Origin of the sequence: Escherichia sp. E1V33, from assembly GCF_004211955.1 — a bacterium.
Lineage (GTDB): Bacteria > Pseudomonadota > Gammaproteobacteria > Enterobacterales > Enterobacteriaceae > Escherichia.
Genome location: NZ_RHJI01000028.1, coordinates 19319 through 31127 on the forward strand (window position 1 = coordinate 19319; position 11809 = coordinate 31127).

Genomic DNA, 11809 nt, shown 5'->3' on the forward strand with positions numbered 1-11809 from the left:
ATTTCCTTACGCGAAATACGGGCAGACATGGCCTGCCCGGTTATTATTATTTTTGACACCAGACCAACTGGTAATGGTAGCGACCGGCGCTCAGCTGGAATTCCGCCGACACTGACGGGCTCCAGGAGTCGTCGCCACCAATCCCCATATGGAAACCGTCGATATTCAGCCATGTGCCTTCTTCCGCGTGCAGCAGATGGCGATGGCTGGTTTCCATCAGTTGCTGTTGACTGTAGCGGCTGATGTTGAACTGGAAGTCGCCGCGCCACTGGTGTGGGCCATAATTCAATTCGCGCGTCCCGCAGCGCAGACCGTTTTCGCTCGGGAAGACGTACGGGGTATACATGTCTGACAATGGCAGATCCCAGCGGTCAAAACAGGCCGCAGTAAGGCGGTCGGGATAGTTTTCTTGCGGCCCTAATCCGAGCCAGTTTACCCGCTCTGCTACCTGCGCCAGCTGGCAGGTCAGGCCAATCCGCGCCGGATGTGGCGTATTGCTCGCCACTTCAACATCAACGGTAATCGCCATTTGACCACTACCATCAATCCGGTAGGTTTTCCGGCTGATAAATAAGGTTTTTCCCTGATGCTGCCACGCGTGAGCGGTCGTAATCAGCACCGCGTCGGCAAGCATATCTGCCGTGCACTGCAACAACGCCGCTTCGGCCTGGTAATGGCCCGCCGCCTTCCAGCGTTCGACCCAGGCGTTAGGGTCAATGCGGGTCGCTTCACTTACGCCAATGTCGTTATCCAGCGGTGCACGGGTGAACTGATCGCGCAGCGGCGTCAGCAGTTGTTTTTCATCGCCAATCCACATCTGTGAAAGAAAGCCTGACTGGCGGTTAAATTGCCAACGCTTATTATCCAGCTCGATGCAAAAATCCGTTTCGCTGGTGGTCAGTTGCGGGATGGCGTGGGGTGCGGAGGGGAGTGTCACGCTGAGGTTTGCCGCCAGACGCCACTGCTGCCAGGCGCTGATGTGTCCGGCTTCTGACCATGCGGTCGCGTTCGGTTGCACTACGCGTACTGTGAGCCAGAGTTGTCCGGCGCTCTCCGGCTGCGGTAGTCCAGGCAGTTCAATCAACTGTTTACCTTGTGGAGCGACATCCAGAGGCACTTCACCGCTTGCCAGCGGCTTGCCATCCAGCGCCACCGACCAGTGCAGGAGCTCGTTATCGCTATGACGGAACAGGTATTCGCTGGTCACTTCGATGGTTCGCCCGGATAAACGGAACTGGAAAAACTGCTGCTGGTGTTTTGCTTCCGTCAGCGCCGGATGCGGCGTGCGGTCGGCAAAGACCAGACCGTTCATGCAGAACTGGCGATCATTCGGCGTATCGCCAAAATCACCGCCGTAAGCCGACCACGGGTTGCCGTTTTCATCATATTTAATCAGCGACTGATCCACCCAGTCCCAGACGAAGCCGCCCTGTAAACGGGGGTACTGACGAAACGCCTGCCAGTATTTAGCGAAGCCGCCAAGACTGTTACCCATTGCGTGGGCGTATTCGCAAAGGATCAGCGGGCGCAGTTCTCCAGGCAGCGAAAGCCATTTTTTGATGGACCATTTCGGCACAGCCGGGAAGAGCTGGTCTTCATCCACGCGCGCGTACATCGGGCAAATAATATCGGTTGCGGAGGTGTCGGCTCCGCCGCCTTCATACTGTACCGGGCGGGAAGGATCGACAGATTTGATCCAGCGATAGAGTGCGTCGTGATTAGCGCCGTGGCCTGACTCATTTCCCAGCGACCAGATGATCACACTCGGGTGATTACGATCGCGCTGCACCATTCGCGTTACGCGTTCGCTCATCGCGGGTAGCCAGCGCGGATCATCGGTCAGACGATTCATTGGCACCATGCCGTGGGTTTCAATATTGGCTTCATCCACCACATACAGGCCGTAGCGGTCGCACAGCGTGTACCACAGCGGATGGTTCGGATAATGCGAACAGCGCACGGCGTTAAAGTTGTTCTGCTTCATCAGCAGGATATCCTGCACCATCGTCTGCTCATCCATGACCTGACCGTGCAGAGGATGATGCTCGTGACGGTTAACACCGCGAATCAGCAACGGCTTGCCGTTTAGCAGCAGCAGACCATTTTCAATCCGCACCTCGCGGAAACCGACATCGCAGGCTTCTGCTTCAATCAGCGTGCCGTCGGCAGTGTGCAGTTCAACCACCGCACGATAGATATTCGGGATTTCGGCGCTCCACAGTTTCGGGTTTTCGACGTTCAGACCTAGTGTGACGCGATCGGCATAACCGCCACGCTCATCGATAATTTCACCGCCGAAAGGCGCGGTGCCGCTGGCGACCTGCGTTTCACCTTGCCACAAAGAAACCGTCACCCGCAGCTCATCGCGCAGCTCGCCGTACATCTGAACTTCTGCCTCCAGAACCGCGCGGCTGAAATCATCATTAAAGCGAGTGGCAACATGGAAATCGCTGATTTGTGTGGTCGGTTTGTGCAGCAACGAGACGTCACGGAAAATGCCGCTCATCCGCCACATATCCTGATCTTCCAGATAACTGCCGTCACTCCAGCGCAGCACCATCACCGCGAGGCGGTTTTCTCCGGCGCGTAAAAATGCGCTCAGGTCAAATTCAGACGGCAAACGACTGTCCTGGCCGTAACCGACCCAGCGCCCGTTGCACCACAGATGAAACGCCGAGTTAACGCCATCAAAAATAATTCGCGTCTGGCCTTCCTGTAGCCAGCTTTCATCAACATTAAATGTGAGCGAGTAACAACCCGTCGGATTCTCCGTTGGAACAAATGGCGGATTGACCGTAATGGGATAGGTCACGTTGGTGTAGATGGGCGCGTCGTAACCGTGCATCTGCCAGTTTGAGGGGACGACGACAGTATCGGCGTCAGGAAGATCGCACTCCAGCCAGCTTTCCGGAACCGCTTCTGGTGCCGGAAACCAGACAAATTGCCACTCACCATTCAGGCTGCGCAACTGTTGGGAAGGGCGATCGGCGCGGGCTTCTTCGCTATTACGCCAGCTGGCGAAAGGGGGATGTGCCGCAAGACGATTAAGTTGGGTAACGCCAGGGTTTTCCCAGTCACGACGTTGTAATACGACGGCCAGTGAATCCGTAATCATAGTCATAGCTGTATCCTGTGTGAAATTGTTATCCGCTCACAATTTCACACAACATACGAGCCGGACGCATAAAGTGTAAAGCCTGGGGTGCCTAATGAGTGAGCTGACTCACATTAATTGCGTTGCGCTCACTGCCCGCTTTCCAGTCGGGAAACTTGTCGTGCCAGCTGCATTAATGAATCGGCCAACGCGCGGGGAGAGGCGGTTTGCGTCTTGGGCGCCAAGGTGGTTTTTCTTTTCACCAGAGAGACGGGCAAAAGCTGATTGCCCTTCACCGCCTGGCCCTGAGAGAGTTGCAGCAAGCGGTCCACGCTGGTTTGCCCCAGCAGGCGAAAATCCTGTTTGATGGTGGTTAACGGCGGGATATAACACGAGCTGTCTTCGGTATCGTCGTATCCCACTACCGAGATATCCGCACCAACGCGCAACCCGGACTCGGTAATGGCGCGCATTGCGCCCAGCGCCATCTGATCGTTGGCAACCAGCATCGCAGTGGGAACGATGCCCTCATTTAGCATTTGCATGGTTTGTTGAAAACCGGACATGGCACTCCAGTCGCCCTCCCGTTCCGCTATCGGCTGAATTTGATTGCGAGTGAGATATTTATGCCAGCCCGCCAGACGCAGACGCGCCGAGATAGAACTTAATGGGCCCGCTAACAGCGCGATTTGCTGGTGACCCAATGCGACCAGATGCTCCACGCCCAGTCGCGTACCGTCTTCATGGGAGAAAATAATACTGTTGATGGGAGTCTGGTCAGAGACATCAAGAAATAACGCCGGAACATTAGCGCAGGCAGCTTCCACAGCAATGGCATCCTGGTCATCCAGCGGATAGTTAATGATCAGCCCACTGACGCGTTGCGCGAGAAGATTGTGCACCGCCGCTTTACAGGCTTCGACGCCGCTTCGTTCTACCATTGACACCACCACTCTGGCACCCAGCTGATCGGCGCGAGATTTAATCGCCGCGACAATTTGCGACGGCGCGTGCAGAGCCAGGCTGGAGGTGGCAACGCCAATCAGCAACGACTGTTTGCCCGCCAGTTGTTGTGCCACGCGGTTGGGAATGTAATTCAGCTCCGCCATCGCCGCTTCCACTTTTTCCCGCGTTTTCGCAGAAACGTGGCTGGCCTGATTCACCACGCGGGAAACGGTCTGATAAGAGACACCGGCATACTCTGCGACATCGTATAGCGTTACTGGTTTCACATTCACCACCCTGAATTGACTCTCTTCCGGGCGCTATCATGCCATACCGCGAAAGGTTTTGCGCCATTCGGCGGCGTTAACGTAAATGCACGCCGCTTCGCCGTCCGGCCACCAGAATAGCCTGCGATTCAACCCCTTCTTCGATCTGTTTTGCTACCCGTTGTAGTGCCGGAAGATGCTTTTCCGCTGCCTGTTCGATGGTCATTGCGCTCGCCATATACACCAGATTCAGACAGCCAATCACCCGTTGTTCACTGCGCAGCGGTACGGCGATAGAGGCGATTTTCTCCTCCTGATCCCAGCCGCGGTAGTTCTGTCCGTAACCCTCTTTGCGCGCGCGCGCCAGAATGGCTTCCAGCTTTAACGGTTCCCGTGCCAGTTGATAGTCATCACCGGGGCGGGAGGCTAACATTTCGATTAACGCCTGGCGTTCTTTTTCCGGGCAAAAGGCCAACCAGGTCAGGCCCGAGGCGGTTTTAAGAAGCGGTAAACGTCGCCCGACCATTGCCCGGTGAAAGGATAAGCGGCTGAAACGGTGGGTAGTTTCGCGTACCACCATTGCATCAACATCCAGCGTGGACACGTCTGTCGGCCATACCACTTCGCGCAACAGATCGCCCAGCAGCGGGGCCGCCAGCGCAGAAATCCACTGTTCGTCACGAAATCCTTCGCTTAATTGCCGCACTTTGATGGTCAGACGAAAACTGTCATCGGAATGACTACGCCGGACATATCCCTCTTCCTGCAGCGTCTCCAGCAGTCGCCGTACAGTGGTGCGATGCAGACCGCTGAGTTCCGCCAGCAGCCCGACGCTGGCACCGCCGTCAAGTTTATTTAACATATTTAATAACATTAAACCGCGGGTTAAGCCGCGCACGGTTTTGTATTCCGTCTGCTCATTGTTCTGCATATTAATTGACATTTCTATAGTTAAAACAACGTTGTGCACCTGGTGCACATTCGGGCATGTTTTGATTGTAGCCGAAAACACCCTTCCTATACTGAGCGCACAATAAAAAATTATTTACATGTTTTTAACAAAATAAGTTGCGCTGTACTGTGCGCGCAACGGCATTTTGTCCGAGTCGTGAGGTACTGAAATGGCAACACAACACCCTGATATTCAGCCTGCTGTTAACCATAGCGTTCAGGTGGCGATCGCTGGTGCCGGTCCGGTCGGGCTGATGATGGCTAACTATCTCGGCCAGATGGGCATTGACGTGCTGGTGGTGGAGAAACTCGATAAGTTGATCGACTACCCGCGTGCGATTGGTATTGATGACGAGGCGCTGCGCACCATGCAGTCGGTCGGCCTGGTCGATAATGTTCTGCCGCATACCACGCCGTGGCACGCGATGCGTTTTCTCACCCCAAAAGGCCGCTGTTTTGCTGATATTCAGCCAATGACCGATGAATTTGGCTGGCCGCGCCGCAACGCCTTTATTCAGCCGCAGGTTGATGCGGTGATGCTGGAAGGACTGTCGCGTTTCCCCAATGTGCGCTGCCTGTTTTCCCGCGAGCTGGAGGCCTTCAGCCAGCAAGATGACGAAGTGACCCTGCACCTGAAAACGGCAGAAGGGCAGCGGGAAATAGTCAAAGCCCAGTGGCTGGTGGCCTGTGATGGTGGGGCAAGTTTTGTCCGTCGCACCCTGAATGTGCCGTTTGAAGGTAAAACTGCGCCAAATCAGTGGATTGTGGTAGATATCGCCAACGATCCGTTAAGTACGCCGCATATCTATTTGTGTTGCGATCCGGTGCGCCCGTATGTTTCTGCCGCGCTACCTCATGCGGTACGTCGCTTTGAATTTATGGTGATGCCAGGAGAAACCGAAGAACAGCTGCGTGAGCCGCAAAATATGCGCAAGCTGTTAAGCAAAGTGCTGCCTAATCCGGACAATGTTGAATTGATTCGCCAGCGTGTCTACACCCACAACGCGCGACTGGCGCAACGTTTCCGTATTGATCGCGTACTGCTGGCGGGCGATGCCGCGCACATCATGCCGGTATGGCAGGGGCAGGGCTATAACAGTGGTATGCGCGACGCCTTTAACCTCGCATGGAAACTGGCGTTGGTTATCCAGGGGAAAGCCCGCGATGCGTTGCTCGATACCTATCAACAAGAACGTCGCGATCACGCCAAAGCGATGATTGACCTGTCCGTGACGGCGGGCAACGTGCTGGCTCCGCCGAAACGCTGGCAGGGAACGTTACGTGATGGCGTTTCCTGGCTGTTGAATTATCTGCCGCCAGTAAAACGCTACTTCCTCGAAATGCGCTTCAAGCCGATGCCGCAATATTACGGCGGTGCGCTGGTGCGTGAGGGCGAGGCGAAGCACTCTCCGGTCGGCAAGATGTTTATTCAGCCGAAAGTCACGCTGGAAAACGGCGACGTGACGCTACTCGATAACGCGATCGGCGCGAACTTCGCGGTAATTGGCTGGGGATGCAATCCACTGTGGGGGATGAGCGACGAGCAAATCCAGCAGTGGCGCGCGTTGGGCACACGCTTCATTCAGGTGGTGCCGGAAGTGCAAATTCATACCGCACAGGATAACCACGACGGCGTGCTACGCGTGGGGGATACGCAATGTCGTCTGCGTAGCTGGTTCGCACAACACAATGCTTCGCTGGTGGTGATGCGCCCGGATCGCTTTGTTGCCGCCACCGCCATTCCGCAAACCCTGGGCAAGACCCTGAATAAACTGGCGTCGGTGATGACGCTGACCCGCCCTGATGCCGACGTTTCTGTCGAAAAGGTAGCCTGATATGCACGCTTATCTTCATTGTCTTTCCCACTCGCCGCTGGTGGGGTATGTCGACCCGGCACAAGAGGTACTCGATGAGGTCGATGGCGTGATTGCCAGCGCCCGCGAGCGTATTGCGGCTTTCTCCCCTGAACTGGTGGTGCTGTTTGCGCCAGATCACTACAACGGCTTTTTCTATGACGTGATGCCACCGTTCTGTTTAGGCGTTGGAGCGACGGCAATTGGTGATTTCGGCAGTGCGGCAGGAGAGCTGCCCGTGCCTGTGGAGCTGGCGGAGGCCTGTGCGCATGCCGTCATGAAGAGCGGGATCGATCTTGCCGTTTCTTACTGTATGCAGGTGGACCACGGGTTCGCCCAGCCGCTGGAGTTCCTGCTCGGTGGGCTGGATAAGGTGCCAGTTCTGCCTGTGTTCATCAACGGTGTCGCCACGCCGCTGCCCGGTTTCCAGCGTACCCGCATGTTGGGTGAAGCCATTGGACGTTTCACCAGCACTCTCAATAAACGCGTGCTGTTCCTGGGGTCCGGTGGGCTTTCCCATCAGCCGCCGGTGCCCGAACTGGCGAAAGCCGATGCCCATATGCGCGACCGTCTGTTGGGGAGCGGGAAAGATTTGCCCGCCACTGAGCGTGAATTGCGTCAGCAGCGAGTTATTAGCGCCGCTGAGAAATTTGTTGAGGATCAGAGAACTCTGCATCCGCTCAACCCGATTTGGGATAACCAGTTCATGACTTTGCTGGAGCAGGGACGCATACAGGAACTGGATGCCGTCAGTAACGAAGAGCTTTCCGCCATTGCCGGAAAGTCGACACATGAAATCAAAACCTGGGTCGCCGCTTTTGCCGCTATTTCTGCATTTGGCAACTGGCGTAGCGAAGGGCGTTATTACCGCCCAATCCCGGAGTGGATTGCCGGATTTGGCTCGTTAAGCGCCAGAACAGAGAACTGAATATGCAGGAGAAGATGATGAGTTATCAGCCACAAACCGAAGCCGCCACCAGCCGTTTTCTGAATGTAGAAGAAGCGGGTAAAACGCTGCGCATCCATTTTAATGACTGCGGACAAGGCGACGAAACCGTTGTCCTGTTGCATGGTTCCGGCCCGGGTGCTACTGGCTGGGCGAACTTCAGCCGCAATATCGATCCGCTGGTAGAGGCGGGCTATCGGGTGATCCTGCTGGATTGTCCGGGTTGGGGCAAGAGCGATTCGATCGTTAATAGTGGTTCGCGATCGGATCTTAATGCACGAATCCTGAAAAGCGTGGTGGATCAACTGGATATCGCCAAAATCCACCTGCTGGGCAACTCGATGGGTGGTCATAGTTCTGTGGCGTTCACCCTTAACTGGCCGGAGCGCGTCGGCAAACTGGTGCTGATGGGCGGCGGTACGGGCGGCATGAGTTTGTTTACGCCGATGCCAACCGAAGGTATTAAGCGACTGAATCAGCTTTATCGTCAGCCGACTATCGAAAACCTGAAACTGATGATGGATATCTTCGTTTTTGATACCAGCGATTTGACCGACGCCCTGTTTGAAGCGCGCCTGAATAATATGCTGTCGCGCCGCGATCACCTGGAAAACTTCGTTAAGAGCCTGGAAGCTAATCCGAAACAGTTCCCGGATTTTGGCCCACGTCTGGCGGAAATCAAAGCGCAAACCCTGATTGTCTGGGGGCGCAACGACCGCTTTGTGCCGATGGATGCGGGTCTGCGTCTGCTGTCCGGCATTGCCGGTTCTGAACTGCATATCTTCCGCGACTGTGGTCACTGGGCGCAGTGGGAACATGCCGACGCTTTCAATCAACTGGTGCTGAATTTCCTCGCACGTGCTTAAGGAACGGTCATGACGAAGCATACTCTTGAGCAACTGGCGGCGGATTTACGCCGCGCTGCACAGCAGGGCGAAGCGATTGCGCCGCTGCGCGATCTGATTGGTATCGAAAACGCTAAAGCCGCCTACGCGATTCAGCGCATCAATGTGCAATATGACGTCGCGCAGGGGCGGCGTGTAGTGGGACGCAAAGTGGGACTAACGCATCCGAAAGTGCAACAACAACTGGGCGTTGATCAACCGGATTTCGGGACATTATTTGCCGACATGTGTTATGGCGATAACGAAACCATTCCTTTTTCGCGCGTCCTGCAACCCCGCATTGAAGCGGAGATCGCGCTGGTGTTGAACCGCGATTTGCCCGCGACCGATACCACGTTTAACGAATTGTATAACGCCATTGAATGGGTTCTTCCGGCGCTGGAGGTGGTGGGTAGCCGCATTCGCGACTGGTCGATTCAGTTTGTCGATACCGTGGCAGATAACGCTTCCTGCGGGGTGTATGTCATCGGCGGTCCGGCGCAACGTCCGGCGGGGTTAGACCTGAAAAACTGCGCCATGAAGATGACGCGTAATAACGAAGAGGTTTCCAGCGGGCGCGGCAGCGAATGCCTGGGACATCCGCTTAATGCCGCCGTCTGGCTGGCACGCAAAATGGCCAGCCTGGGTGAACCGCTGCGCGCCGGAGATATCATTCTTACCGGGGCATTAGGTCCGATGGTGGCGGTGAATGCGGGCGATCGTTTTGAAGCCCATATTGAAGGCATAGGTTCAGTTGCTGCGACATTTTCAAACGCAGCCCCAAAAGGAAGTCTGTCATGAGTAAGCGTAAAGTCGCCATTATCGGTTCTGGCAACATTGGCACCGATCTGATGATTAAAATTTTGCGTCACGGTCAGCATCTGGAGATGGCGGTGATGGTCGGTATTGATCCTCAGTCCGACGGTCTGGCGCGTGCCAGACGTATGGGCGTCGCCACCACCCATGAAGGGGTGATCGGGCTGATGAAGATGCCTGAATTTGCTGATATCGACATTGTATTTGATGCGACCAGCGCGGGCGCGCATGTGAAAAACGATGCCGCTTTACGCGAAGCGAAACCGGATATTCGCTTAATTGACCTGACGCCTGCTGCCATCGGCCCTTACTGCGTGCCGGTGGTTAACCTCGAGACGAACGTCGATCAACTGAACGTCAACATGGTCACCTGCGGCGGCCAGGCCACCATTCCAATGGTGGCGGCAGTTTCACGCGTGGTGCGTGTTCATTACGCCGAAATTATCGCTTCTATCGCCAGTAAATCTGCCGGACCTGGCACGCGTGCCAATATCGATGAATTTACGGAAACCACTTCGCGAGCCATTGAAGTGGTGGGCGGCGCGGCAAAAGGGAAGGCGATTATTGTGCTTAACCCAGCAGAGCCACCGTTGATGATGCGTGACACGGTGTATGTATTGAGCGACGAAGCTTCACAAGATGATATCGAAGCCTCAATCAATGAAATGGCTGAGGCGGTGCAGGCTTACGTACCGGGATATCGCCTGAAACAGCGCGTGCAGTTTGAAGTTATCCCGCAGGATAAACCGGTTAATTTGCCGGGCGTGGGGCAATTCTCCGGACTGAAAACAGCGGTCTGGCTGGAAGTCGAAGGCGCAGCGCATTATCTGCCTGCCTATGCGGGCAACCTCGACATTATGACTTCCAGTGCGCTGGCGACAGCGGAAAAAATGGCCCAGTCACTGGCGCGCAAGGCAGGAGAAGCGGCATGAACGGTAAAAAACTTTATATCTCGGACGTCACGTTGCGTGACGGTATGCACGCCATTCGTCATCAGTATTCGCTGGAAAACGTTCGCCAGATTGCCAAAGCACTGGACGATGCCCGCGTGGATTCGATTGAAGTGGCCCATGGCGACGGTTTGCAGGGTTCCAGCTTTAACTATGGTTTCGGCGCACATAGCGACCTTGAATGGATTGAAGCAGCGGCGGATGTGGTGAAGCACGCCAAAATCGCGACGTTGTTGCTGCCAGGAATCGGCACTATTCACGATCTGAAAAATGCCTGGCAGGCTGGCGCGCGGGTGGTTCGTGTGGCTACGCACTGTACCGAAGCTGATGTTTCCGCCCAGCATATTCAGTATGCCCGCGAGCTCGGAATGGACACCGTTGGTTTTCTGATGATGAGCCATATGACCACGCCGGAGAATCTCGCAAAGCAGGCAAAGCTGATGGAAGGCTACGGTGCGACCTGCATTTATGTGGTGGATTCTGGCGGTGCGATGAACATGAGCGATATCCGTGACCGTTTCCGCGCCCTGAAAGCAGTGCTGAAACCAGAAACGCAAACCGGCATGCACGCTCACCATAACCTGAGTCTTGGCGTGGCGAACTCTATCGCGGCGGTGGAAGAGGGCTGTGACCGAATCGACGCCAGTCTCGCGGGAATGGGCGCGGGCGCAGGTAACGCGCCGCTGGAAGTGTTTATTGCCGCCGCGGATAAACTGGGCTGGCAGCATGGGACCGATCTCTATGCGTTAATGGATGCCGCTGATGACCTGGTGCGCCCGTTGCAGGATCGTCCAGTACGAGTCGATCGCGAAACGCTGGCGCTGGGATACGCTGGTGTTTACTCCAGCTTCCTGCGTCACTGTGAAACGGCGGCGGCGCGTTATGGCTTAAGCGCGGTGGATATTCTCGTTGAGCTGGGCAAACGCCGGATGGTTGGCGGTCAGGAGGATATGATCGTCGACGTGGCGCTGGATCTGCGCAACAACAAATAATGATGACTGCCGAGAACGTGCATTTTGTATGCCCATCCCAGCACGACTGCCGGATGCGGCGTAAACACCTTATCCGGCCTACGGGTGGCGTGAGAATTTGTAGGCCTGATAA

General features: G+C 55.7%; 9 protein-coding genes. 6 read left to right on the forward strand and 3 right to left on the reverse strand.

Annotation, left to right across the window (positions count from 1 at the left end):
* Positions 1 to 46: 46 nt before the first annotated feature.
* From lacZ to D9742_RS21480, 3 genes are all read right to left on the reverse strand, one after another.
* On the reverse strand, positions 47 to 3121 hold the full coding sequence (gene lacZ, locus D9742_RS21470) for a beta-galactosidase (protein ID WP_130238190.1): 3075 nt from the start codon (positions 3119 to 3121) through the stop codon (positions 47 to 49).
* 122 nt (positions 3122 to 3243) lie between these two features.
* Positions 3244 to 4326, reverse strand: a complete 1083-nt coding sequence (gene lacI / locus D9742_RS21475; RefSeq protein ID WP_130238191.1) for a DNA-binding transcriptional repressor LacI — start codon at positions 4324 to 4326, stop codon at positions 3244 to 3246.
* A 76-nt stretch (positions 4327 to 4402) separates the two neighbouring features.
* On the reverse strand, positions 4403 to 5236 hold the full coding sequence (locus D9742_RS21480) for a DNA-binding transcriptional regulator (RefSeq protein ID WP_240780488.1): 834 nt from the start codon (positions 5234 to 5236) through the stop codon (positions 4403 to 4405).
* A 190-nt stretch (positions 5237 to 5426) separates the two neighbouring features.
* Here D9742_RS21480 and D9742_RS21485 point away from each other — a divergent pair, with 190 nt between their 5' ends.
* Genes D9742_RS21485 through mhpE form a run of 6 tightly spaced genes read left to right on the forward strand, consistent with a single transcriptional unit; the run spans position 5427 to position 11697 of the window.
* Positions 5427 to 7091 (forward strand): bifunctional 3-(3-hydroxy-phenyl)propionate/3-hydroxycinnamic acid hydroxylase, encoded by a 1665-nt coding sequence (locus D9742_RS21485; RefSeq protein ID WP_130238193.1) that lies wholly within the window; start codon positions 5427 to 5429, stop codon positions 7089 to 7091.
* Position 7092: 1 nt separating this feature from the next.
* Complete coding sequence (gene mhpB / locus D9742_RS21490) at positions 7093 to 8037, forward strand: 2,3-dihydroxyphenylpropionate/2,3-dihydroxicinnamic acid 1,2-dioxygenase (RefSeq protein ID WP_130238194.1); 945 nt, start codon at positions 7093 to 7095, stop codon at positions 8035 to 8037.
* A 17-nt stretch (positions 8038 to 8054) separates the two neighbouring features.
* Positions 8055 to 8921: a 2-hydroxy-6-oxonona-2,4-dienedioate hydrolase gene (gene mhpC, locus D9742_RS21495; protein ID WP_000121896.1), complete on the forward strand. Its 867-nt coding sequence runs from the start codon at positions 8055 to 8057 to the stop codon at positions 8919 to 8921.
* A 9-nt stretch (positions 8922 to 8930) separates the two neighbouring features.
* Positions 8931 to 9740, forward strand: a complete 810-nt coding sequence (mhpD, locus tag D9742_RS21500) for a 2-keto-4-pentenoate hydratase (protein WP_130238195.1) — start codon at positions 8931 to 8933, stop codon at positions 9738 to 9740.
* On the forward strand, positions 9737 to 10687 hold the full coding sequence (gene mhpF / locus D9742_RS21505) for an acetaldehyde dehydrogenase (protein WP_130238196.1): 951 nt from the start codon (positions 9737 to 9739) through the stop codon (positions 10685 to 10687). The genes mhpD and mhpF overlap by 4 nt, the downstream gene beginning before the upstream one ends.
* Entirely contained in the window at positions 10684 to 11697 is a 1014-nt protein-coding gene (gene mhpE, locus D9742_RS21510; protein ID WP_001013507.1) for a 4-hydroxy-2-oxovalerate aldolase, read from the forward strand. Before mhpF ends, mhpE begins: the two co-directional genes overlap by 4 nt.
* Positions 11698 to 11809: the final 112 nt, after the last annotated feature.

Bases quoted from the DNA above. Each gene is read 5' to 3' on its own strand.
- mhpD (WP_130238195.1), top strand. From the start codon at position 8,931: ATGACGAAGCATACTCTTGAGCAACTGGCGGCGGATTTACGCCGCGCT.
- mhpB (WP_130238194.1), top strand. From the start codon at position 7,093: ATGCACGCTTATCTTCATTGTCTTTCCCACTCGCCGCTGGTGGGGTAT.
- lacZ (WP_130238190.1), bottom strand. From the start codon at position 3,121: ATGACTATGATTACGGATTCACTGGCCGTCGTATTACAACGTCGTGAC.
- mhpC (WP_000121896.1), top strand. From the start codon at position 8,055: ATGAGTTATCAGCCACAAACCGAAGCCGCCACCAGCCGTTTTCTGAAT.
- D9742_RS21485 (WP_130238193.1), top strand. From the start codon at position 5,427: ATGGCAACACAACACCCTGATATTCAGCCTGCTGTTAACCATAGCGTT.
- D9742_RS21480 (WP_240780488.1), bottom strand. From the start codon at position 5,236: ATGCAGAACAATGAGCAGACGGAATACAAAACCGTGCGCGGCTTAACC.
- mhpF (WP_130238196.1), top strand. From the start codon at position 9,737: ATGAGTAAGCGTAAAGTCGCCATTATCGGTTCTGGCAACATTGGCACC.
- mhpE (WP_001013507.1), top strand. From the start codon at position 10,684: ATGAACGGTAAAAAACTTTATATCTCGGACGTCACGTTGCGTGACGGT.